The 24,402-nt window shown below is 58.6% G+C and carries 20 protein-coding genes; 8 read left to right on the forward strand and 12 right to left on the reverse strand.

Going from position 1 to position 24,402, the window contains the following annotated elements; translation table 11 throughout:
• The first annotated feature begins 42 nt into the window (after positions 1–42).
• Positions 43–1,197 carry a tRNA epoxyqueuosine(34) reductase QueG gene (gene queG / locus G5171_RS16545; protein ID WP_421260440.1) on the forward strand — a complete coding sequence of 385 codons (1,155 nt, stop codon included), beginning with the start codon at positions 43–45 and terminating at the stop codon, positions 1,195–1,197.
• A gap of 109 nt (positions 1,198–1,306) precedes the next feature.
• On the forward strand, positions 1,307–2,050 hold the full coding sequence (gene ppgK, locus G5171_RS16550) for a polyphosphate--glucose phosphotransferase (RefSeq protein ID WP_421251363.1): 744 nt from the start codon (positions 1,307–1,309) through the stop codon (positions 2,048–2,050).
• A 100-nt stretch (positions 2,051–2,150) separates the two neighbouring features.
• Here ppgK and G5171_RS16555 read toward each other — a convergent pair whose 3' ends face one another.
• A complete protein-coding gene (locus tag G5171_RS16555) occupies positions 2,151–2,606 on the reverse strand; it encodes a hypothetical protein (RefSeq protein WP_236348117.1) in 456 nt (151 codons plus the stop codon).
• Between the two features lie 504 nt (positions 2,607–3,110).
• Here G5171_RS16555 and metN point away from each other — a divergent pair.
• From metN to rfaH, 4 genes are all read left to right on the forward strand, one after another.
• Positions 3,111–4,154, forward strand: coding sequence for a methionine ABC transporter ATP-binding protein MetN (metN, locus tag G5171_RS16560; RefSeq protein WP_181269932.1), 1,044 nt, complete (start codon positions 3,111–3,113; stop codon positions 4,152–4,154).
• Positions 4,135–4,788: a methionine ABC transporter permease gene (locus G5171_RS16565; protein WP_005339070.1), complete on the forward strand. Its 654-nt coding sequence runs from the start codon at positions 4,135–4,137 to the stop codon at positions 4,786–4,788. Before metN ends, G5171_RS16565 begins: the two co-directional genes overlap by 20 nt.
• A 25-nt stretch (positions 4,789–4,813) precedes the next feature.
• The gene (gene metQ, locus G5171_RS16570) at positions 4,814–5,614 is read left to right on the forward strand and encodes a methionine ABC transporter substrate-binding lipoprotein MetQ (protein WP_421260441.1); all 801 of its coding nucleotides are present in this window, start codon (positions 4,814–4,816) and stop codon (positions 5,612–5,614) included.
• 96 nt (positions 5,615–5,710) lie between these two features.
• On the forward strand, positions 5,711–6,211 hold the full coding sequence (gene rfaH / locus G5171_RS16575) for a transcription/translation regulatory transformer protein RfaH (protein ID WP_058057235.1): 501 nt from the start codon (positions 5,711–5,713) through the stop codon (positions 6,209–6,211).
• A gap of 59 nt (positions 6,212–6,270) precedes the next feature.
• Here the strand turns inward: rfaH and G5171_RS16580 are convergent, their stop codons facing one another.
• From G5171_RS16580 to arcB, 6 genes are all read right to left on the reverse strand, one after another.
• Positions 6,271–8,247 carry a HAMP domain-containing methyl-accepting chemotaxis protein gene (locus G5171_RS16580; RefSeq protein WP_216980172.1) on the reverse strand — a complete coding sequence of 659 codons (1,977 nt, stop codon included), beginning with the start codon at positions 8,245–8,247 and terminating at the stop codon, positions 6,271–6,273.
• 38 nt (positions 8,248–8,285) lie between these two features.
• Positions 8,286–9,497, reverse strand: a complete 1,212-nt coding sequence (locus G5171_RS16585) for an EAL domain-containing response regulator (RefSeq protein WP_421260442.1) — start codon at positions 9,495–9,497, stop codon at positions 8,286–8,288.
• Positions 9,478–13,725, reverse strand: a complete 4,248-nt coding sequence (locus tag G5171_RS16590; protein WP_421260443.1) for an ATP-binding protein — start codon at positions 13,723–13,725, stop codon at positions 9,478–9,480. The genes G5171_RS16585 and G5171_RS16590 overlap by 20 nt, the downstream gene beginning before the upstream one ends.
• Positions 13,726–13,946: 221 nt before the next feature.
• Positions 13,947–14,150, reverse strand: a complete 204-nt coding sequence (locus G5171_RS16595) for a hypothetical protein (protein ID WP_042059910.1) — start codon at positions 14,148–14,150, stop codon at positions 13,947–13,949.
• 315 nt (positions 14,151–14,465) lie between these two features.
• Positions 14,466–15,830, reverse strand: a complete 1,365-nt coding sequence (dgt, locus tag G5171_RS16600; protein ID WP_216980169.1) for a dGTPase — start codon at positions 15,828–15,830, stop codon at positions 14,466–14,468.
• A gap of 51 nt (positions 15,831–15,881) precedes the next feature.
• Positions 15,882–18,194 carry an aerobic respiration two-component sensor histidine kinase ArcB gene (arcB, locus tag G5171_RS16605; RefSeq protein ID WP_216980168.1) on the reverse strand — a complete coding sequence of 771 codons (2,313 nt, stop codon included), beginning with the start codon at positions 18,192–18,194 and terminating at the stop codon, positions 15,882–15,884.
• Between the two features lie 204 nt (positions 18,195–18,398).
• Here arcB and G5171_RS16610 point away from each other — a divergent pair, with 204 nt between their 5' ends.
• Positions 18,399–19,385, forward strand: a complete 987-nt coding sequence (locus tag G5171_RS16610) for a DUF2860 family protein (protein ID WP_216980167.1) — start codon at positions 18,399–18,401, stop codon at positions 19,383–19,385.
• Between the two features lie 65 nt (positions 19,386–19,450).
• On the opposite strand, the gene G5171_RS16615 is transcribed toward G5171_RS16610, so the two are convergent.
• The 4 genes from G5171_RS16615 to G5171_RS16630 all read right to left on the reverse strand — a co-directional run bounded on the left by G5171_RS16615 (position 19,451) and on the right by G5171_RS16630 (position 22,373).
• A complete protein-coding gene (locus G5171_RS16615) occupies positions 19,451–20,152 on the reverse strand; it encodes a DUF3334 family protein (RefSeq protein WP_216980166.1) in 702 nt (233 codons plus the stop codon).
• Positions 20,153–20,241: 89 nt separating this feature from the next.
• The gene (locus tag G5171_RS16620) at positions 20,242–20,688 is read right to left on the reverse strand and encodes an HIT domain-containing protein (RefSeq protein WP_421260444.1); all 447 of its coding nucleotides are present in this window, start codon (positions 20,686–20,688) and stop codon (positions 20,242–20,244) included.
• Positions 20,689–20,760: 72 nt separating this feature from the next.
• Positions 20,761–21,402 carry a DUF2057 domain-containing protein gene (locus G5171_RS16625; protein WP_421260445.1) on the reverse strand — a complete coding sequence of 214 codons (642 nt, stop codon included), beginning with the start codon at positions 21,400–21,402 and terminating at the stop codon, positions 20,761–20,763.
• A gap of 71 nt (positions 21,403–21,473) precedes the next feature.
• Positions 21,474–22,373, reverse strand: a complete 900-nt coding sequence (locus G5171_RS16630; RefSeq protein ID WP_005341110.1) for a LysR family transcriptional regulator — start codon at positions 22,371–22,373, stop codon at positions 21,474–21,476.
• A gap of 97 nt (positions 22,374–22,470) precedes the next feature.
• On the opposite strand from G5171_RS16630, the gene G5171_RS16635 reads away from it, so the two are divergent.
• Positions 22,471–23,073 (forward strand): short chain dehydrogenase, encoded by a 603-nt coding sequence (locus tag G5171_RS16635; RefSeq protein WP_421260446.1) that lies wholly within the window; start codon positions 22,471–22,473, stop codon positions 23,071–23,073.
• A gap of 126 nt (positions 23,074–23,199) precedes the next feature.
• Here the strand turns inward: G5171_RS16635 and G5171_RS16640 are convergent, their stop codons facing one another.
• Entirely contained in the window at positions 23,200–24,303 is a 1,104-nt protein-coding gene (locus G5171_RS16640; RefSeq protein ID WP_040065098.1) for a phosphoribosylaminoimidazolesuccinocarboxamide synthase, read from the reverse strand.
• Positions 24,304–24,402 lie beyond the last annotated feature (99 nt).

A 24,402-nucleotide genomic window follows, 5' to 3' on the forward strand; every position in this document is an offset into this window, starting at 1 on the left:
TCAATCGACCCACGCCAGCAAACACCGGCCAGGCCAAGCCGCATGAGCGCACCTGACTTCCACCAGCTGGCCCACGATATCAAGCTCTGGGCACGGGAGCTAGGTTTTGACCAGGCGGGCATCACCGACACCGATCTGCGTATCGAAGAGCCGAGATTGCAGGCCTGGCTGGATGCGGGCTATCACGGCAGCATGGATTACATGGCGCGCCACGGCATGATGCGCGCGCGCCCCCACGAGCTGCTGCCGGGCACGGTGCGGGTGTTGTCGGTGCGGATGAACTACCTGCCGTTCGAGGCGGGTTTTGCCGCCACCCTGCGCGATCCGGCCCTCGGCTATATCAGCCGCTATGCTCTCGGTCGCGACTACCACAAGGTGCTGCGCAACCGGCTCAAACAGCTGGGTGATCGCATCGAAGCGCGCTGCGCCGAGCTGTTTCAAGGCACTGAAGAGACCTTGGGTGAGTGGCGCCCCTTCGTCGACTCCGCCCCCATCCTCGAGCGGCCACTGGCGGCCAAGGCGGGCCTCGGCTGGGTTGGCAAACACTCACTGCTGCTCAACGAATCGGCTGGCTCCTTCTTCTTTCTCGGTGAGCTGTTGATCAACCTGCCGCTGCCGCTCGACCAGCCAGTGGAGAAGGAGCTGTGTGGCAAGTGCGTCGCCTGCATCAACATCTGCCCGACCGGCGCCATTGTCGCCCCCTATGTGGTAGATGGCCGCCGCTGCATCTCCTATCTCACCATCGAGAACGATGGCCCTATTCCGGAAGAGTTCAGGCCCTTGATGGGCAACCGCATCTATGGCTGTGACGACTGCCAGCTTATCTGCCCCTGGAATCGCTATGCCGATGCCAGCCCGGAACCCGATTTCAGCCCCCGCCCCAGCCTGCATCGCCCGCCCCTGCTGGACCTGTGGTGCTGGAGCGAGGCCGAGTTCCTCAAACAGACCGAGGGGAGCCCGATCCGCCGCATCGGCTATCAACGCTGGCGCCGCAATCTGGCGGTAGCCCTTGGCAACGGCCCGGCGACCCCCGAGGTAATCGCCGCCCTGCAACTGGGACTGACCACCGCCGAGCCTATGGTGGCCGAACATATCGAATGGGCGCTGGCCACTCTGGCACTGCGTCAGGATGAGGAGAACAAGAAGACCCGTTTGCTGATCCGCTGCATCGAAAAAGGTTTGCCGGATCACGCATAAGTGATCTGCCCCTTGCCGGATTGCAGCACTTTTTTCATGCTCTGCCGACCCGTCGTGATCAACACTGCGATCAAGACAACATGGTCGGCACACTAAAAGGACATTACAGATGCAAATGTTGGGAGTGGATATTGGAGGCTCGGGGATCAAGGGTTGCCTGGTCGACACCGAAACAGGCGAACTGATCGGCGAGCGTCATCGCATTGCCACACCGCAACCGGCCACCCCGGCCGCCATCGCCCATACCCTCAAGGCACTGGTCGAACACTTCGACTGGAAAGGGCCGGTGGGCTGCGGTTTTCCAGCCACCATCCACAACGGGGTTGCCAAGAGTGCCGCCAACATCGACAAGAGCTGGATTGAGACCGATGCCGAACATCTGTTTGCCGATGTCACCGGCAAACCCTGCTATGTGCTGAACGATGCCGATGCAGCGGGTCTGGCCGAGATGCGCTTTGGCGCAGGTAAAGATCGCAAGGGGGTCATCATCCTCATCACGGTCGGCACCGGTATCGGCACCGCCATCTTCGTCAACGGCCATCTGCTGCCCAACACCGAGCTGGGTCACCTGATGCTGGAAGGAATGGTCGCCGAGCACTACTGCTCCGATGCGGTGCGCAAACGGGAAGATCTCTCCTGGAACCGCTGGGGCAAGCGCTTCAACAAGTATCTGGCCCGCCTCGAGTTTCTCTTCTCCCCCGACCTCTTCATTCTGGGGGGCGGCAGCGCCGCCAAGCTGGATAAATTTGTCGATCGCATCGAGACCCGGGCACCGCTGATTCCAGCGGCCAGCCTCAATCAGGCAGGAATTATCGGAGCCGCTCTCTACGCAGCCGAACGGCATCAGGGCTGATTGCCCAGCAACACAGTCCCTTATAACCCTCCTATAAAAGAAGGGCCCGGCATTACTGCCGAGCCCTTCTTTTTATCTGCGTACCAATCCTTCCGGTTTCCTACATATCATCAAGCCGATGCACCCCATGCACCAGACGGTGCAGGCGCGTCTGTTCCAACGCAGCCAGATTGTCGAGCATGGTTGCAGTAGCAGGCGTCGGACACTCCCGAGCCAGATGACCCAACTCACCGACCAGCTGCTCCTCCCAGCGACAAACCAGCGCAAGGATCTCCCCGGTTTGAGCCGAGGCTGGCAGCTCGCAACCGGTAATGGCAGGCAGCATATCCTCGCTAAAACCCTGCTCCAGCCAGGTTTCCCTGACCGCCTCTCCCAGTTGAGCGGCATATTCGTGCAGATGGGCACTAGCCGCATCCTCACGCCCTTGCAGATAGACCAGCAACATCCGGCTGCGTTCGCTGTCCACCTGACTGGTCAAACGCCCGTAACAGAGTCCGAGCTGGTGATGAACCTGCTCAAGATAGTGCAGCAACTCTTTGATCTGTTGGAATCTCATCGCACTGCCCTCCATGCTTGTCGACAACATCAGTATAAAAAACCGGCGCCACCGACCCAATCCCTATCCGAGCCCCTCTTGCGCTGCATCAAGGTTGACACCGACAAAGTGGCGATCAGGTGATCCGGTCACGAATAGGGAACGATTTGTGCAGCAATTTGTGTAACGATGGAGGAGCATTAAGCTAGACAGCAGATGTGAACAGAAACGGGCTAACACACTAATAAAACCAGCCTTACCCGGCATAAACCATCTTTAATTCGGTTATCTGCCGCAGGGACGAAACAGGATCTGGATGAGCAACAATACCATTCTGATCGTTATCCGCCTGACAGAAATCCTTATCACTTTTTTAGACGTCTAGACGTAAAAACATGCGTTGACATGGCCATCCAGACATCTTAGCATCATCCTCCATGATGACAGAGTAACCCAGTGGAACCTCTGCCCAATTTTCCCGCCTGTAGCGCCCTGTGCTTTAAGGCTGTTAGCACGGAAGAATCCATGATTAAGTTGATCGGTCTCAACAAAGTCTACGGTACAGGCAGTGATGCCGTGCACGCCCTGCGTGATGTGAGTCTGCATGTACCCCAAGGCAAAATTTTCGGGGTGATCGGTGCCTCCGGTGCCGGCAAGAGTACCCTCATTCGTTGTGTCAACCTGCTGGAGCGCCCGACAGAGGGTCAAGTCATCGTTGATGGCCAGGATCTGGTCGCCCTGAGCGAACGGGATCTGACCCAGGCTCGCCGCCAGATCGGGATGATTTTCCAGCACTTCAACCTGCTTGCCTCCCGCACCGTCTCCGCCAACATCGCCTTTCCGTTGGAGCTGGCAGGCTGGAGCAAAGAGAAGATCCAGCAACGGGTTGCCGAGCTGCTGGCGCTGGTCGGGCTGGAAGCCCGTGCCCAGGCCTATCCGTCCGAGCTTTCCGGCGGTCAGAAACAGCGCGTCGCCATTGCCCGCGCACTGGCACCAGCCCCCAAGGTACTGCTCTGTGACGAGGCCACCTCGGCCCTCGACCCGCAGACCACCCGCTCGATCCTGACCCTGCTCAAGGAGATCAACGTCAAGCTGGGGCTCACCATCCTGCTCATCACCCACGAGATGGACGTGGTGAAGGGGATCTGTGATGAAGTGGCCATCATCAGCGACGGTCGCCTGATCGAACAGGGCGAAGTGGCCTGGTTCTTCAGCAATGCCAAGACCCAGCTGGCCCGTGACTTCATCCACTCCACCATCCATCTGGAGGTACCGCAGGAGTATCAGGATCGGATGAGTGCGGAGCGGGTGCCGGGCAGCTACCCGCTGGTGAAGCTCGGCTTTACCGGCAGCACGGTCGATACGCCGCTGATTTCCGAGGCGAGCCGCCGTTTCAATATCGACATCAGCATTCTGAGCGCGGACATCGAGTACGCCGGTGGCGTCAAATTCGGTTTCCTGCTGGCCGAGCTGTTCGGGGATGAAGCCCAGTGCGAGGCGACCCAGCAGTTTCTCATCGACAACCACATTCAGCTGGAGGTAATGGGTTATGTCCGAAGCCATGATTAACCTGCTCATCACGGCCCTGGGCGACACCCTTATCATGGTGTTTGCCTCCGCTCTGTTCGGCTGTCTGCTGGGTCTGCCGCTCGGCGTGGCACTGCACGTGACCAAGGCGGGCCAGATCCTGGCCAACCCCTTGCTCAACCGTACTCTGGGTATGGTGGTCAACGTGGGTCGCTCGGTGCCCTTTATTATCCTGCTGGTCGCCATCATTCCGCTAACCCGGCTGATTGTCGGCACCAGTATCGGCACCATCGCCGCCATCGTGCCGCTGACTGTCGGCTGCATCCCTTTCATCGCCCGTCTGGTGGAAGGGGCCCTGATGGAAGTGCCGGACGGCCTGCTGGAAGCGGCCAAGGCGATGGGCGCCAAGCCGCTGCAAATAATCACCAAGGTGCTGCTGCCCGAGGCTCTGCCCGGCATCCTCAACAGCGTCACCATTACCCTCGTCACTCTGGTGAACTACTCGGCCATGGCCGGGGCCATCGGTGGCGGTGGTCTGGGGGATGTGGGTATTCGTTATGGTTATCAGCGCTTTGACCCGACCGTCATGCTGGTGACCGTGGTTATCCTGGTAGTACTGGTTCAACTTATCCAGAGCGCGGGTGAGCGCCTGGTCAACAAATGTGATCATCGTTAATCGTCGATTTCTGACAGGAGGTTTTATGAAATTTGGCATCAAATCCGTTGCGGCTGCCCTGCTGGCTGGTCTGGTTCTGGCCGGTTGCGGTCAAAAAGAAGAGAGCAAGGTTCTGAAAGTGGGCGCTATTGCCGGCCCGGAGACCGAACTGGTTGAAGTGGCTGCCAAGGTAGCCAAAGAGAAATACGGTCTGACAGTCGAGGTGGTCAACTTCTCCGACTACGTCACCCCGAACGTGGCGCTGAACGATGGCAGCATCGACGTCAACGCTTTCCAGCACAAACCCTATCTGGATGCACAGGTACGTGATCGCGGCTTCAAGCTGGTGCCGGTTGGCAACACCTTCGTCTACCCGATTGCCGGTTACTCCAAGAAGATCAAGACGCTGAGCGAGCTGAAAGATGGCGCCCAGGTCGCGGTGCCGAACGATCCGACCAACCTGGGCCGCTCGCTGATCCTGCTGGCCAAACAGGGTCTGATCACCCTGAAAGATGGTGCCGGTCTGGAAGCGACCGTGCTGGATATCGCCAGCAACCCGCGCAACTTCAAGATTGTGGAACTGGAAGCAGCCCAACTGCCGCGCTCGCTGGAAGACGTAGACTTGGCCATCATCAACAACACCTTCGCCGGCCAGATTGGTCTGACCCCGACCGAGAACGGCCTGTTTGTTGAAGACAAAGAGTCCCCGTACGTCAACCTGATCGTCGCCCGCGACAACAACAAGGATGACGAGAAGGTCAAACAGTTCGTACAAGCTTTCCAGACCGATGATGTTTACAAGAAAGGTCTCGAGCTGTTCAAAGGCGGCCTGGTAAAAGGTTGGTAATTGCTCACTCGGCAAAAAAGGCCACGCAATGCGTGGCCTTTTTTATTGGCGCCGCTATCATATCCGCGAGCACGGCAACACGAACATACTCATAACATGAAAAAATGGTATCTGGCCTACTGCAAGCCAAAAGAAGAGGCCCGCGCCCGCGCCCACCTCGATGCCCAAGGTATCGAATCCTATTACCCCATGGTGGAGATCGAGAAGCTGCGCCGGGGCAAGCGAGTTCCGGTACGGGAACCCATGTTCCCCAACTATCTGTTTATCTTCGTTGATTTGGAAGAGGTGACACCGGTCACCCTGAAATCGACCCGCGGCATCAGCCGGATCATCCACTTTGGCAGTGAATGGACCCCCATCAGCAGCAAGCTGGTCTATCAGCTGATGAGCCGTGATGACAGCGACGAGGCAAGAGCCAGCTACGCCAATCTGCCCTGCTCGGGCGACAAGGTGCTGATTGAAGAGGGGCCGCTTGCTGGCTTCGAAGCCATCTATATGGAGCCGGATGGAGAGAAACGGGCGATTTTGCTGGTCAGCCTGCTCAACCGGGAGACCACCAGCAGCTTCGACAACCACACCTTCAGGCGTCTGGACTAAACCCACGGGCCAGACGGCCCGGTGCATGGCAATAGCAATGGCGGGATACTCCCGCCATCTCACGCATCAAGATCAAAGCGGGCGATGACCGCCTTCAGCTTGCCGGTATCGCCAGCCAGTCTGGCTACGATCTCCTCCCCCTGCTGACTGCGCTGACAGGATTGCCGACTGAGCCCGGCAATGTCGTCGACCGTCCCGGATACCTCGGCGGCCACCCGCGACTGCTGCTCGGTTGCCACCGAAATGGCCTCCAGCTGGCCCGACAGCGACCGCACCAGCTGGTTCATGGCACTCAGGGTATCGGTCACCAATCCGACTGCATCCCGCCCTTGCTCTACCAACCGGGTGCCGCTGCTGACGGTGCTCACCGTCTGGCGAGTCTGCTGGGAGATGGCCACAATAGTCTGGCTGATCTCGGCGGTGGATTGATGGGTGCGGGTCGCCAGCTGGCGCACCTCGTCGGCCACCACCGCAAAACCGCGTCCCTGCTCACCTGCCCGCGCCGCCTCGATCGCCGCATTGAGGGCCAGCAAGTTGGTCTGCTCCGCTATCGTGGCGATCACCTCGGTGATCTGCCCAACTTGTTCGCTCTGATGTGCCAGCAGCCCCATGGCCTCGTTGGCCTGCCCAATCATGGCCGCAATCTGCTGCATGGCGTCGGTCATCCGCGCCAGCGCGGCCTCTCCCTGACGAGTCTGGTGTTGCACCTGCTGGGCGCCACCTGCCGCGGCGGCGATATGGCCGGCCACATCCCGGGCGCTGACCGACATCTGATCGATAGCCGCCGCCACCGCATCGACCCGCTGATCCTGCTCCGTCAGATCCGCCACTATGGCTCTGGTGGTGCTGCCCACATCGAGACAGGCCACCTCGACCTGCCCCACTGCCCCCTGCAACTCCCCGACCAGATGATGTAACTGGGCAGACATCCGGTTGATGGAACCAGTCAATTCTCCCAACTCATCCTGCCCCGTGATGGGCAGGGGATCGGCCGCCAGTCGGCCATCCGCAACCTGTCCTGCCCTGGTCACCAAGCTGGCAATGTCACGGGTCAGACGACGACTGAAGAGCCAGGCGACTACCATACCAAGCACAATGGCGCTGCCGGTAGCCAACAGCAGTGTCTGGTTGATGGCACTCCCGGCACGAGTCATTTGCGCCGAAATCTGATCCACCTCGGCACGGGTTTTCCCCACCTGCTGGACCAGCTGCTCGCTGAGGTTGGACTGCATCGGTTCGATGTCGGTGGCCATCAGGTAATTGGCCTGATCCCAATCCGGTGCCTGGCGCTTCTCGATCACCTGCTCAACCAGCTCGGAGAAGGGACTCGCCATCTCTTCAAACAGCTGCCAGAGGCCGCGCTGGGTCTCGGTAAAGAGCGCGGCTTGCTGTTTCACCTCAGCCACCCGCTGCTGATGGAACTGGTAGTAATCCTGATATTTGCTGCGGTATTCGGGATCGCCGGAGATGAGAAAATCCCGCAGGGCAGAGAGTGCGTTGGCGAGGCTGTTATAGGCATCCCCCACCTGTTTGAGCAGCATGCGGCGATCCCCTGTGAGCTGCTCCTGCGGGGTTGCGACCTCCTCATTGGCAAAGGATTGCAGCTGATCGAGCGCCGCCTCCGCCAGTGGCCCAGCCTCCTGCAGCATCAGGGTGTGAGCGGGCAGATTCTCTTCACTCTGGGCGATGGTCCACACTTTCTCCTGATGGCTTTTGAAGGTCTCGAGAGACTTGGCGAGCGCCTGACTGAACGTCTGATGGGCAATCGCCTGCCAGGCCGAGTCCCACTCCTGCTTGAGGCGAGAAGCCTGAACCGGATCCTTGCCGAGGATAAGATAGCCACGCAAGGCAGAAACGGTGGCAACCAGCGCCTTCTGACTCGCCTCATCCCGCTGCAGGGCGGGCAGCGCCTGCTCCAGCAGGGTGTGTTGGGCCTGATTGATCTGGGTCAGCCGGTAATAGACCAGCGTGGAGGAGAGCAGGATCAGCAGGTTGATAAAACCGAAGCTGAGCAGCAACTTGTTTGAAATTTTCATGAACATCCTTGTTCAAACGGAGGATCCAGCCAACAGAATCAGATAGATATCAGTGTAGGCAATCTATCCTGCCAAGTTCGATTCCATGTTTGCAACTCACTGCGTGGCATAGGTCTGGCAGAGAAGAACCCCTGGCAAACATCGCAACCCAGCGTTGCCAGCAACCGCCAGGTCTGCTCATCCTCCACCCCTTCAGCCACCGACTTGAGGCCCAACTTCCGTGCCAGCTCGATGCTGGACTCGATAATTGCCAGACGGGAGGGGTCTTCAAAACAGCGATCGACAAAGGATCTGTCCAGCTTCAATTCGGTAAAGGGCAGAAGCGCCAATTGCTGCATGGAGGAGTAGCCGGTACCGAAGTCATCAATGGAGAGACCAAAGCCGTGCATCCGCAGCCGGGTCAGCACCTCCAGCGACTTGCCCAGATCCTGCACAAAGGCGCTCTCGGTCACCTCCAGGGTGATAAGCTCGGGGTTGATACTCCAGCGTTGACACTGATTGATTAGGGAGTTGCACAGATCGCCCTCGATCAGCGAGGTGGTGGAGAGGTTCATCGACAGATTCAGTGAGAGCCCGGTCTCTTCCCACAAGTGGCCATCACTGAGAGATTTGCCGATGATCACCTCAGTCAACTGATCGATCAGGCCGTTGTGCTCCGCCAGCGGAATAAAGCGCCCCGGGGAGATTAGGCCATACTCCGGGTGCTGCCAACGGGCCAGCGCCTCCATTCCGACCCACTCGCCGGAGGCAAAGCTCACCTTGGGCTGATACCAGGGCAACAGTTGATCCTGCTCGAGCGCCCGACGCAACTCATCCAGCCCGATTCTGTGTCCCTCTTCCTCCCTGGCAGGCTCCTCCCGGGGTGACCATGCATCGATCAGTTGCTTGAGCTGCTGCTGGGTAGATGGTTTATCTATGCGGCCGAGCACCTGCAAGCCATAGGCAGCACTCATTCGCAACACGGCTTCCACCACATCGTCTTCAAGGGCACTGGAGAGAATTATCCCTCCCCGAAAACCGCCCAGTGACAGGCGGCGCAGCAGCGCCATGCCATCCATACCCGGCATCCGCAGATCGCAAAACAGGATATCAACGGCGTGTTGCTGGCTCAGTGCCAGCGCCTCGGCACCATCGGCCGCCTCCAGCAGATTCTGGAATCCCAGGCTGCGGACCTGGTGCAGCAGCGCCTTGCGCTGAAATCCATGGTCTTCCACGACCATAATGACTAACTCATGTTGTGCTTTTTTCATCGAGCCATAATCCAATGTCGTGGGCGATCGCCGTCATCAATAGCTGCACCTTGCCGGTGAGCTCCTCCAGTTCATCAAACTGTTTCAATCTGGCAGCCGACTCCAGCCTGGCTGCCTGGCTGGCCAGCTCCTGTAGTCCGACCATGCGGGCCGCGCCCTTGATCCGGTGGGCAGTCTCTACCAATGCACCGAAGTCGTGGCAAACCAAAGCGGCCTTCATATGAGCTCCATCCTGACGATTGGAGTCGAGATATTCCGCCGCCATCACCCGCGCCGTCGGCTCATCGCCAAACAGGGTCAACCAGCGTTCTGCCTGAACGGCCAGTCCGTCATCAATCGCCGCCCCCACAGCACTACCCGCGGTTACCGACTCGGCAAGCCAGTGTGCCAACAGCTGGCGCAGGGTATCCAGCGGGTAGGGCTTGAACAGCATATCGCTCATGCCCGCCTCCACCATACGAGCATGGGCCTCTTCCGAGGTATCTGCTGTTACCCCGATAATGGGCGCCGTCACCCCCGCAGCCCGCAGCGCCTTGGTCAGGGCATAGCCATCCATCACCGGCATGTGGCAATCGGTCAGTAACAAGGAGAATGACTGCCCCTGCCAGGCCCGCAACGCCTTCTCGCCATCCTCTACCACTTGGGCTTCGATCCCGAGGATCGCCAGTTGTCGTGCCAGCAGGGCACGATTGACCGGATGATCATCGGCCACCAGTACCCGTCCTCCCAGCTTGTCAGCCAGCGCAGGCAAGGCAGGAACAACCCGCTCTTGCAGCAACTCGAGGCAACTTTCCAGCAGCAGATCCGGATAGAGAGGGGAGAGCCCCAACCGCCACCACTGCTGACCGCCAACACGGCCACGCAGGGCCTCGTTCGGTGACGCAATTATTCCTCTCAATGCAACATGTTGTAACCAGCCCTGCCACTCACTGCCAAGAGCTTGCTCCAACCACTGCTGGTCAGCCAGCAGCAATCCTTCCAGTGAGCGGTTGAGCTGGCCGGCATCCAGATGCTTGAGCCTGGCCCCCAACCGCAGCATGGCCGACTCGAGATTGGCATCGGCGCTAAAAAACCACCATTCGGTGCCAGTCAGCGGGGGCGCATCCCATTGAGGATGGGCCAGCGGCACAGTAAAGCGGAAACGGGAGCCCTCTCCCGCCTTGCTGGTCAGGGTCAGTTCGCCGCCCATTTTGCGCACCAGCTGATCACAGATCGCCAGCCCCAGACCTGTTCCACCAAAGCGGCGGTTGATATCGGACTCAACCTGCTCAAACGGGGTAAATAACAATGCCTGTTTCTCTTCGGCAATCCCGATGCCGGTATCACGGATGCTGATGGCAAGATGCTCGCGCAGGTAGCTGACCCGGATAGAGACTGCCCCCTGCTCGGTAAACTTTACCGCATTGTTGAGCAGGTTGGAGATCACCTGGCCGACCCGAACCCCATCGATATCGGCCCAATCCGGCACATGCTGACCCCACTCCAGCGTCACGTTAAGCCCTTTGTTATGGGCAAGGGTGGCGTGACCACGAATCGCATCGCAGATCACCGTCTGCAACCGGCTGACCTGACAATGCAGTTGCAATTGACCTGCTTCGATCTTGGAAAAATCGAGAATATCGTTGACCAGATAGAGCAGGTTGTTAGTCGAGGTGACAACATTGCGCACCATGTAACGCTGATCGTCGTTGAGCTCGCTCATTTGCAGCAACTCAAGCATGCCATGCATACCGGAAATAGGGGTACGCAACTCGTGGCTCATGGTGGCCAGAAAGCGGCTACGTGCCTGCATCGCCTGCTCGGCATAGGCGCGCGCCTCGCGCAGTTCATGTTCCTGCTGTTTGAGGGCCGTGATGTCCTGAATAACGCCGTTGAGGATCAGAGCTTGCTGCTCCTGACGTACAAAATTGCCACGAACTTGCAGATAGCGATCTCCCTCAGGACGCTCCACCTTGACTTCCAGATCGAGGGGAGCCAGCGTCTCGGCATGATTGGCCACCTTGCTGACAAACTCCTGCAGCGCCTGTTCGGTAAAGCCAAATACCGCACCACCCGATTCAGCGTTAAATAAATCCTGATGAGATACCCCCAGGATTTCACTGGCCCCCTGAGAAGCGTAAAGAAAACGCCCCTTCCCCGGTCCCTGCCACAGATATTGATAGACGACGCCAGGCATGCTGTCGGTGATCTGTGTGAGGCGAGTTTCTGCCTGACGGGCACGCTCCTCCGCCGCCTTGATCCGGCTGACATCGGTCAGCACAGTCAACACCCCCAGCATATTGCCATCGGGGTCCCGGTAAGGGCGCTTGGCATAGATCACATGAAAAGGGGTACCATCAGCACGCAAGCTGTTGCCAGCCCCCTCCAGCTCCTGCCCGCTTTGCCACACCCGGCGATCTTCTTCAAGCACGCTCTCGCGCAAGTGCTCTGGAATGCCTTGCAGGTCGTCGAGCGCTTCACCATTACCATCAACGAGGAAGGCGTCCCGATAAGCCTTGTTGCAGAGAGTGATCCGCTGCCTGCTATCACGCAATGCCACCATGGTCGGTAACGAATTGAGCAGGGTCTGTACAAACAGCAATTGCTCGTTGAGTTTTCCCTCTGCGATTTTCCGTTGCGCAATCTGGCGACGCAAACTGCGGGCCCAGAGCATCACCAGCAGACCACAGACCAATAAGGCAACACCGCCTAACGCCAGCCACTTGTAGACCAGGCTGTAATCAGATTCGATATTTACCGAGACATTAAGCCAGCGACGTTCCAGCAGCTGCCACTCCTCATCCGTGATGGTCAGCAACAGCTTGTCCATGATCCGCCGCAGCTCGGGCTGCCTGATGTCAATGGCCATGCTGATGGGCACGGAAAACTCGGGAGAACTCAGCACCACCTGATACTTCTCGTTGAACCCCTTCATCGCCTGTTGCCCCAGATTGGTCATTGTCAGCAGCACATACTCGGCTTTTCCCGTGTCAAGCAGGGTGAGCAACTCGGTATCCTTGCCCACTTCGATGACGTTGCCACCGTGGGCCTGTATGAGGGAAGCCTCATAAGAACCGGTCACGCCACCGATCAAACGCCCTTTCAGCTCCGCTAGCGACTTCAGCGGGCGGGCGCCATGGCGAGCCACCACATAGCTATCGAACTTGAGATAGGAAGAGCTGAATGACGCAAATGTCTCGCGATCCCTGAGTGCTGTCATCAAGGGGATCAGATCAACCTTGTGCTGTTTCAGCAGCGCCAGTGACTCTTGCCAGGTGCTGGTGGGTTCCAGTTCAAAGCGGATCCCCGAGCGCAGACTCAACAGTTTCATCAAATCAGCTGCATAGCCGTGCAACACCCCTTCGTCATCGATCTCGCTGATACCGGCAAACGATGGCGCAACGGCAAACCTGACCACCTTGTTCTTCTGCTTCAGCCAAGCCACCTCGTCAGGCTCCAGCAATAAACCCGCTTTGAAGCGATTGTCCTCCTGACTCAGCCTCAATCGGGAATCCGCCACAGGGATCCGCTGGTAAGCCTGCCAGATGCGATCTGTCAGCACCGGGTCATTGGCATTGGTGGCAATAGTTAATGCACTACCGGGAATCCAGTCAGGAATCACAATCCCCATCGACTCTGGCAGCCGCTCCATCTCCATGGCAATGATCGGCCCCAGTGCCAGATAAGCATCGGCCGCCCCAAGTTTGACCATATAGGTAGCCTCATCACGACTCTCCAGCTCGGTCACATGGGGCATCTCCAGTCGTGCCAGCTCATTGCAACTGCCAAAACCGCGAATACAGACCCAGCGAAGCTTGCGTGCCTGCTCCAGGGTCAAATGTTGATCCGGGTGGCGCATCAAGATGGCGCGAGCGTAGGATCCCAGATACCCGATATGATTCATCCCCTCGAGCTCGAGAGCATCGAGCTCGACCCCGATCAAGGCATCAACCTGACGGCTGTTCAGCGCAGCATGGGCATCCACATAAGAGTTGTAGGAGACATAACGCAGAGAGACCCCCATTTCTGCCGCAATGCGCGAGGCCAGTTCCTTGAGTGGACCGGCATAGCGCTGATTGGGCAGTTCGTAGAGAAACGGGGGATAACCACCACGGGGCACCCCGACCACCAGCTCTTCATCAGCAGTCTGGTTGCCCGCCAGTGCCTTTCCCAATTGGGGAACAGCAGCAGCAGGGATGCCGGAAAACAGCAGCAACAGGGGAAGAAAAAGCTGACGAAAGAGTGACATGAAGTCTTGTCCTGATGAGTAAAACAGATCGGCCACCATCTCTAATTTTGCCGATCCTGACGGCACAAGGCGAGAAAACATACGCATCTGTCACAAATGGGGCAAAGAGGATAGTGCCGGGACAAAGAAAAGTGAATAAAAAATCAACCTGCAAACACAAAAATGGCAGGCATTCCGCCTGCCACGTCACCACGGGGAGAGCGTTTACCCTCCCCTGTGGATCAGGTTATTCGATTCCCGAGGCGGAAGCCGGTTTGATACTCCCGCTCGCGAACGAGGGAGATCTGACCCTGATATCCTTCCAGCCCGATATCCCTGAGCAGAGCGGGTGACAGATTGACCTGTACGAGACGACGCTCGACCCGGGCAATCCGTCTCTGGACCAGGGATTCAACACTGCGCAGTAAAACCAGTTCGATAGACATGACATTCTCCAGTAGAACATGCGGTTCTCCCGGAGAAAGTGGATATCACCCTGCGGGACGAACCGCGGGTGATAAAAAGACAGGGGTTACCTGTTTACGCCACGCGGTAAAAGAGCACGAGATTTCACGCCGCACGCAGTGCCGCGAGAGAATGCAATATTGAGCATCAGATGTTGCATTTTCGTCTCCTTACCGGATAAAAGTTGAACAGGTTGCAGAAGTCTAAAAAATATCCGAATTTAAAACAAGCCTCTTGCGACTCCTTTTTAAACGTTTTTACGGCATTTTATGCTGCCCGAAAAGGAGCTTGGGGTATCAGATCCCCGAGAGCAGCCGGTACTCCTCCAGCACATAGGTATCTGTCATGCCGCTGACATAATCGAGCAGCAGCCGCACCCGGTAATACCACTCCTGCTCATGCAGGCAGGCAAAGCGTGGATCAGGGGTGGCGATCGCCAATCGATAGGCCTTGAGATGGCGGGCCGAAAGGCGGTGATAGAGGCGGCGCGCAAAGAACAGCGCCTGACTCCCCTCCCCGGCCAGCAGGCGAGCAAACTGTGGTGCTGGCAGCGCCAACAGACAGGAATAACTGGTCAGCACCCCGCGCAGCGCCGCATACCCTTCCAGTTCGAGCGCCTCGACTTCGGGTCGCATAAAGACCTGCTCGCGGGCCACCTGTTTGAGGATGTCGAGCACCCGCGCCGCCGGCGCCTGGCCGTGCAGCAGCGCTTGCGGATAGGATCCCTGCAAAATTGCCTGATGTTCGCTGACATAGCTCTGCGCCGCCAGCGCCACCAGATCCCGGGTAAGCTGCTGGCGAAAATGGGGGAAAAAGCCTCGACCACTGGCAAGCGCGTCACCCAGCAAGGTACCCATGTAGTCACTCTGGTCAGCTGCTCGCAGCGCCGCCAGCAATTCACCCTGAGTCAGGATCCGCCTATCCACCGCATCTTCCAGATCGGCGATGCAGTAGGAGATGTCGTCTGCCGCCTCCATGATGTAGACCAGCGGATGGCGACAGCCGGGGGCCAGCCCCAGACTCTGGCCGAGGGCGCGGTAGAGCGGCTGCTCGCTAAAGAAGATACCTCGTTTGCTGCTCCAGCCATGATGCTGGCCATAGCTCACCCCGGGCTGGGGCTGCTGCGGGTATTTGCAGAGTGCCGCCAGTTGTCCGAGCGTCAGGTTGAGCTCGTGCAGGCTGTGCACCAGCCGAAGACTCTGGGCGTTGCCATCAAACAGCTGCAGATCCTGACGTAATTCAGCCCACTGGGCCGAGGGGGGCTGCGCCAGCGCCTGCTGATAGAGGGGATCGAGCATCTCGCCGAGCCACTGGCTCATCACCTGCTCGCCAAAATGGCCAAACGGCGGGTTGCCCACGTCATGAAGCAGGCAGGACATCTCCACCAGATTGATAAAAGCGCCTTCACAGACCATACCTGCAGGCAAGGCAGCCAGAATGCGGCGACTGATCTGGCGGCCAGTCTCCTGTACCTCCAGCGAGTGGGTGAGGCGACTGCGCACCGAGGCCTTCACATCGAGTGGAAAGACCTGGGTCTTCTGCTGCAACCGGCGCACCGGTGCGGCCTGCACGATACGGGCGCGATCCTGCTCGGTCGCCTCCAACAGCTCCTCATCCCCCCAGGAGTGGATGCGCGCGGGGGTAATCAAACGGCTATACATCTTGCAGCTCCTTGCCAGCAACTTCCCTCAGACTCAAGACAACCACCAGTCTCAAGACAACAACCAGCGCCGCAGACGGGCGATATCGCCGGGATATTCGCGGCGCAGCGTCTCAATCCAGTCTTCCACGTTTTCCCACCAGGCGGGATGATCCGGGCTCTGGATCAGCTGGGCCGTCTGCTGCAGTCGGCGCAGGCCGATGGAGCCTGCCGCCCCTTTTATCTTGTGGGCCTCCTCCACCACCCCCGCCTGATCCTTGGCAATCATGTTGGAGTCGAGCACCGCCATGTAGTCCGGCATCATCTTCTCGAACAGATCGACGCTGGAGAGCAGCACCGGCTTGCCCACTGTATCGGCATAATCAGTGAGGAAGGGGATATCCAGCAGGGCATCCTGATTGCCCGCATCCGCCTGCTCATCCGCCTCATCCTCGGCGAGATCGGCAAACAGGTGACCAATAACCTCCCGCACCGCTTTGGAGCCAAGTGGCTTGTTGATCACATCCTGCATGCCGTGATCCCGGTAGTACTGGCGATCACCGGTGGAGTTGGCGGTGAGCGCCACCATGGGCGGCAGGCTGTCGCCATAACGCGCCAGCAGCTTTTCAGCCACATCGAAACCGGTCATGTCCGGCAGCTGGATGTCGAGCAAAATGAGGTCAAAATCATCCGGATTGGCCATCGCCAGCGCCTGCGCACCATCACGTGCCACCTGCACCTGATGACCCAGCTTGTTGAGCAGGGCACACGCCACCGTCACGTTGAGCTCCACATCCTCCACCAGCAGGATATCGAGGGATGGCATCTCCTCCTCTTGCTCCGGCAACACAGGTTCGGCGCAAGCGACCTCCAGCTCGGCGGTGAAGCAGGAACCTTCGCCCGGATCGCTGTCCACATAGAGCTGCCCGCCCATCGCCTGCACCAGCTGACGGGAGACAGCAAGACCAATGCCGGTGCCGGTGGCGTGCTTCTTGCCCTGCACCTGATAGTACATGGCGAAGATTTTCTCCTGCTGGGCACGCGGGATACCGACACCGGTATCCTCCACCTCGAAGTGCAGGGCCAGCTTGCCGGGCTCGTCGGCTGGGTGAGAGAGGCAGCGCACGGTGACGCCGCCCTCATCGGTAAACTTGACCGCATTACCCACCAGATTCCACAGCACCTGACGCAGCCGGGTGCCGTCGGCCATCACAAATTGTGGCATCTCGCCATCACGATCGAAGTGCAAATAGAGCCCCTTCTGCTCAGCCTGGATGCGCGACAGGGTCTCAAGCTCATCGAGGAAGGCGGGCAGGTCGATACGGGTCGGTGCTATCTCGAGACGGCGTCGGTCGAGCTTGTCCAAGTCGATGATGTCATTGAATATATTGCCCAGGGTCACCGCACTCAGGTGAATGGTCTTGAGCTGTTGGCGCTGGGTCGGGTCGAGGGGGGTATCCATCAGCATCCGGCTCAACCCCACGATGCCGTTGAGCGGGGTCCGCAGCTCGTGGCTGATGGTGGAGATAAAGGTGGTCTTGTCGCGACTCGCCTTCTCCAGTTTGTCCTGATACTGCTTGCGCTCGGTGATGTCGCGACCAAAGCCGAGCAGACCGAGCCGCTTGCCGAAGCGATCGAAGAAGGGCACCTTGCGCAGCTCGAAGTAGGCCTTGCGGCCATCGGGATACTCCAGCCACTGCTCGTAGGTGAGCGGTTCGTTGCTGGCAAAGACCTGCTTGTCGGTCTCCACCACCTTGTTGGCAATCTCCTGCTTATAAACATCGAACGGGGTCAGACCGATCAGCTCGCTCTCCGCCTTACCAGTCAGCTCCTCCATGGCGCGGTTGCAGCCAGAGAACTGCTCATCCTCGTTGCGGTAGTAGACCAGATCCGGGGAACAGTCGATAAAAGAGCGCAGCAGAGCGGTACGCTCCCCCAGATGGAGCTGAGCTTTCTCCCGCTGGAACACCTCGTTTTCGAGATCTTCAATGGCCTGCAAACGCAGGCTCTCGGCCCGGTTGGTCTCGGCAATCTGGGCATTGAGGCGACTGATGTTCTCCTGCAACTGGCTGTTAAGCTCCAGATCCCGCTCACGCATATCTTGCAGCTTGCGCACCATCCGGCTCAGTCGCTGACGGGAATCCTCCAGCTGATCCACCACGATGGAGAGAAAATAGACCGCCCAGGGGGTCACCAACAGGCCAAAGAAGACCGAACGCACGAAGTCGATCACATCGATATTGCCGCGCAGAAACAGGGTTACCCCCATCTGGATGGCGACCGCCAGCACTATGATGCCGGCCGCCAGAAACATGCTGAATCGCACCAGTCCCAGCTTGGTCATCAGGTCGACGTAATATTGCGCCCAGGATTTAATCTGCTTCATCTTGTTATTTTCTCCCCGATATTCGCGAACAGAATACCAGCACAGAGAATTGAACTCTTCTTATCTCGCACAATTAATTAACGATTCGCCGTGTAAAATGAGTGAGTTAGGATATTTGATGAAATTCTGTCAGTTGCCATTAAGGGTGGCCCCCTATAATCATCCACCCGTCAATTTAAACACGTTTAATTCAGGAGTTATCTGATGCGCAACACCACCCTGCTTGGTCTGGGCCTGCTGGCTGCAAATAGTGCATATGCGGATTTGGGAACCATTCCCAACGAATCGGGCTGGTCTGGTTTCCTGCTTGGCGGAGTCAATGTCATCAATTACGAATCTAACTTTTACAGCGGTGATGACGAAAACCGTCGACTGGGCGGGCTGGGCAGTGCCGAGAGCAGTTCCGCCGTCGCCCCGCTGCTCAACGCTGATATCCGTTATACCTTTGCCGATACCCGCACCCAGGTCTTCCTCGGTAACCTGATCCAGGATGCCATCCGTTTCGACTTCACCCAGCAGCTCGGTATCCGCCAGGAGATGAGCGACAAGGGTATCGTGGCTGGCTCCGTGGTCTTCAATGCCATGCCAACCGAACAGTGGAGCGATCCTTTCGCCGTAGGCGTCGATCGCCAATCCACCGATATCAAGTCAAAAGGGGTTCGCTTCGCCTGGGACAACATCTGGGGTAGCAACTTCAATGGCAGCCTGACCACCCGCAACATCGAAGTCGATGAGGAACGCAGTGGCAGCCAGTATGGCGCCGACACAGCGGCCAAGCTGGATCGCAACGGCAAGATCCACGCCCTGGATTTCTCCTACAAATGGCAGCTGGCACCCGGCCAGGTGCTGGAACCGGCTTTCATTCACCGTCAGGCCGATCTGGACGGCAGCGCCCAGAGCTACAAGAGCAACGGCCTCCAGTTGACCTACGGCAAGCGGGCATCCCAATGGTCCTTCGTCAGCAACCTCTATCTGGGTCAGACCAAATATGATGAGGCCAACCCGATCTTTGGCCAAAATGCCGACTCCGACGAGTTTGCCCTGACCGGCACCTTCTTCTGGCACCGCCTGTTCGGTATCGCGCCGCTCTCGGCAACCTTTACCGCTGGCTATGCCAAATCCGATTCAGATATCGACTTCTACGACTCCGAATCCATGGTGTTCAATACCGGTCTGCTCTACAACTTCTAACCCGCCACCCACTGGAAAAGAACAAGGCCACCTGAGTGGCCTTGTTGCTATCTGCTTGTCGCCCGTCAGATCCCGAGGGAGTCGAGCAGATCATCGTGATCATTACTGGCAGGTGCAGCGGCTGCCGGTGCCGGTTTGGTCGCATCCTGTTTGGCCTGAGCGATCAGGGCATCAGGATCCAGCTCCTCATGCTCCATCCCCTCATTGTGGATGCGGATGAACTCGGTCTTGTCCATCGCCAGCTCCAGATAGAAGATGTTGTTGCGGGCGGTGAAGAAGGTCACGCGTCGGGACTCCGGACTGTCGAGATTGGTATCGACGCTCAGCATCACCTGCTTGTTGAGGGCCAGCATCTTGGGCTGGTTCTGGGTGATGTGAGTCTGCAGATCACGGCCCACCTTGACGGTAAAGCTGCCAACGATCTGGTTCATCAGCTCGCCCATCACGTTGCTCACCTCGTCAGAAGTATGGGAGATGGCAAGATCCTCCTTGGAGAGTCCCATGCTCAGCATGTAGCTCTCATAAAGCTCCATGGCGGCTGCGGCAGAGAAATTGATCACCACCAACCCCGAGAAGCCGCCATCGAACAGCACGAAACAACCGATATCCGGCTTGAGGCAGGTCTTGCTGATCCGCTGCACCATACCGGAAAAACGCACCTGACTCTGGGTGGCCGCACTCAATACATCCGTTACCGAATGACACAGACTCAGTAATACATCCTCTGTGGTCAATACGGCATCATCGTCGGCTCTTGTCACTATCATGGGACCTTCCTGCACATCGAAAATGGGATGATCTATACCATAACTCTAACAGATGGCGCGGCCCACAGACTGAAATAGCGACACAGCTCTCAGTTGACGCCGTTGTCAGTAGCCGCAGGGGTGAAACCACTCAGCTTGGCGAGCCGATCACGCCATCTGTCGGCCTGCTGCACCAGGAGGTCTAATTCATAAGGTACGGCTGGATGAGCCCCCCAGATGGGACCGGGCCAAGCGGGGTCTGTGGCGAAACGGGCAACATGGTGAATATGCAACTGCGGTACCAGATTACCCAGCGCCCCTATGTTGATCTTGTCCGGGCTGAGGGAGTGTTCCATCAGGGCTGCGATGGCACAAGACTCCTGCATCAGCTGCTGCTGCTGCTCCGGTGCCAGGTGATGGATCTCGCGCAAATTGACCACACGCGGCACCAGAATGAGCCAGGGGTACTGACTATCTTTGGCCAGCAGGACTCGACAAAGCGGCAGATCGCCGAGCCAGCAGGTATCCGCCTGCAGGCGTGAATGCAGTTCAAACATGAACACCTCGTTGAGTAAGATGAAGAGGGCATCCAAAAGGGAGGGCCCACGTTACTGCAACGGGCGAAAAACTTAAAGCTGTGGCACGGCCCAACCGATAAAGCGCTTGCGCAAAGCCGGATCGGCCTGGAGGAACAACTGCTGCAACTGCCCTTCCAGCTCGCTGGCAGCCACACCGGGTTGCACCCCGCTGGCAAGCATAGCCACTGGCGGCGCAGCAACAGCGACGGCCGTCAGCGCTGCCTTGCCGCCGCTGCGGTTGTATTCAGCCAGTTTGCCATTCCAATCCACCCCAAGCAGCATACCACTGGTCACCAGCGCATCCTGCTGGATGGCCAGCGCGCGACCATTCTCCTGCAACGCCACCACAGGAGCCTTGGCATACGCCTGCATCCCCCGCTCATCGGCCGGTACGCTGGCCGTCAGCTGCAAATGCTGATTGCTGCCCTGATAGCGCACCACCTGTGGCTCGGAGCGTACCTGCCGATCATTCTCGCTGCTGCTGCGACTGGGGATCACCCCCTCGAAGCGCACCAACAGTTGCTGTTCGCCATCCGCCAGGGTGGCATGCTGCTCATCCTGCAAGGTGCCGTTGCTCACCGCGAGGAGGCGGAAATTATCCGGCACCTTCACTTCCACCATGGCCTGCGCACTGCCAGCCCCCAAGACTGCACAGAGCAGCACAAACCCGGTCAACCCTCTATTGCTCTTCATTCCCGCTGATCTTCCTGATGCCGATGATGGGCGCAGGGTAGCAGCCGAAGATGACAGAAAAATAACGCCGCTCAGAGCAGGTAGTTGGGTCGCTCGGCAAACCACTGGGCCAGCACTTGCTTGAACAGCCGGATCTTGCGCGGTACCCGCCGCTGCTGGGCATGCAGCACATGAAGCTGATGCAGACCGCTCTGCCACTCGTCAAGCACGGTCACCAGCTCCCCCGCCATCAGCAGCGATTCCACCAGCATCAACGGGCACTTGGCATAGCCCATACCAGCGCGCGCCAGTTGCAACACTGTGCTGTAGTGGTTGGCCCGCACCTTGCCCTGCACCAGAATGTGGGCCTCTTCCCCCTCATGGATAAAGTGCCACTGCTCCCAGGCCGGATTATGCCCCTGCAACAGGCAGTTGCGGCCGCTCAGCTCATAGGGAGTGGCAGGACGCCCCTCTCTCGCTACAAGCGCGGGGCTCGCCACCACCACATCCTTGAGCCGACCGAGCGGCAGGGCCACCAGAATGTCCGGCACCTCGTTCATGGCGCGCAGTGCGATGTCGTTCTCACCCTGACTCATGTCGACCATCTGGTTGGTGAAGTTAAGTTCTACCTCAACCCCCGGGCAGAGTGCGGCAAAGCTGGTCAGCAGCTCGCTCACCATGCGATCGCCGGTGCTGACCGGGCAGGTAAAACGCAGGCGGCCACCATCCTCTTCAGTCAACGCCTGAATATCCTGCTCCGCCTGCCGAGCCAGCGCGAAGATCTCCCCCGCCTGCCGGTAGAGGGTCTTGCCCGCCTCGGTCAGACTGAGGCGGCGGGTGGTGCGTTGCAACAGCTGGGCATTGAGTGAGGTCTCCAGCGCGCTGACGTGGCGACTCAGCATCCCCTTGCTGACCCCCAGCGTATCGGCCGCAGCCGAGAAACTGCCGCGCAGCACCACCTCATAAAAGCTGGCCAGATGGGCGATATCCATCATTAGCTCCAATATGGAAACAATGGGTTTATTTTACGCGCTTTTTCACATTTTCTGTTGCGCTAGAATCAACACATCCCAACCAGGAGTGATGCAGATGAAAATTGTGATTGTGGGTGCCTCCGGCACCGTCGGCTCCGCGGTCAGTGAACTGCTTGCCAAAGATCATCGGGTGATCCGGGTCGGCCACAGCCGCGGCGATGCCACGGTCGACATGCGCGATCCCGCTTCCATCAAGGCGCTGTTCGCCAAGCTGGGCCAGTTTGATGCACTGGTTGTCGCCAGCGGCAGCGTGGCCTTCAACGGCCTGACCGAGATGACCGACGAGCAGTGGCAGGTGGGACTGGAGAGCAAGCTAATGGGCCAGATCAACCTGACCCGCGCCGCCATCCCCAATCTGACAGACAAGGGCTCCATCACTCTGATCAGCGGTATTCTGAGCGAGGAGCCGATCAACTGGGGCGTGAGTGCCAGCACCGTCAACGGCGCCATCGAGCACTTTGTGAAAGCCGCCGCCTGCGAGCTGCCGAGGGGCCTTCGCATCAACGTGGTGAGCCCCACCGTGCTGGAGGAGTCGATGGACAAATACGCCGACTTCTTCCCGGGCTTCGTGCCGGTGCCCGCCGCCAAGGTGGCGCAGGCTTACAAGAAGTCGGTGCTGGGCATCCAGACCGGTCAGGTGTTCAGGGTCAACGGCTGATCGCCGCCCGCTAACCGCCAGACCAGCAATAAAAACGGGCCCCGCAACGGGGCCCGTCTGTTTATTTGCCTCTATCTTTCACCACCAGCAAACGTTTGTTTCTAGGCAACAAAAAAAGAGCAACCCTTAGTCGATCAGACCGTACTGATCGCGCAGCACCTCGATGATCTCCTGCTTGGGATTGGCAGAACGCGCCAGCTTGTGGCCGATGATCTTCTCGGCGATCCCGACGTAAGTGTTGGAGATATCCATCATCACTTCGGTCGGCAGCTTGTTGTCGCGGGCTAGGGCAAAACGTTCCGGCATGCGGTTCTTGTTGAGCAGGATGTCCGGATCCGGGAAGTGGTTGAGCAGCCACTGACGGAAACCCTCTTTCGACTTCTCGACAATCTGACCGTCGCGCAGGGCAGCGCCATCCCAGATACGAGAGCTGTCGGGGGTGCCCACTTCATCCATGTAGATCAGCTTTTCGTTGCCGGCGGCATCGTGGACGTAACCAAACTCGAACTTGGTATCGACGAAGATCTGATCCAGCCCGGCCAGCGCGTCGCTGATGACGTTGAAGCCCTCTTTGAGCAGCACTTCGTAGCGGTCGATGTCGGCCGGTTTGCTGAAGTTGAAGCCCTTGTAGTGGCGCTCGATATCGGCACGGGAGACGTTGACGTCATCGGCTTCCGGCACGCCATCCAGCCCTTTCAGCACGCCCTTGGTGGACGGGGTGATGAGGATTTCCGGCAGCTTCTGATCCTTTTTGAGCCCTTCCGGCAGGGTGATGCCGCAGAACTCGCGCTCGCCATCCTTGTAGGCACGCCACATGGAGCCGGTGATGTACTGACGGGCAATCGCCTCGATCATCACCGGACGAGCTTTTTGCACGATCCAGACGAAGGGGTGCGGAATATCCAGAATGTGGCTGTCGGCCAGTCCCTTCTCCTTGAACAGCTTGAACCAGTGGCTGGAGATGGCGTTGAGCGCCGCCCCTTTGCCCGGCACGCCGTTCAGGCCATCCACACCTTGCCAGATGCAATCGAAGGCCGAGATGCGATCGCTGATCACCATGAGGGCGAGGGGCGCATCGGCCGGCACATCATAGCCTTTCTCTTTTATGAGCCGGGCACTGTCTTCGGGGGTCAACCAGTAGACGCTGCGCACTTTGCCGGAATGGACAGGTTTATCGGTACGGATCGGCAAATCGTCATTCACCGCCAATACTTGATCTGCAAGACTCATGGCTAATAACACTTCCTGTTTGTGGGGGGTAAACATCGCGAGTCCCTCACCCGCGCGCTCTGTTTGCAACGGACTGGCAAGGGGGCTCGCATCATCGAA

It is taken from the genome of Aeromonas sp. 600774 (assembly GCF_049175075.1).
GTDB classification, from domain to species: Bacteria; Pseudomonadota; Gammaproteobacteria; order Enterobacterales; family Aeromonadaceae; genus Aeromonas; species Aeromonas veronii_A.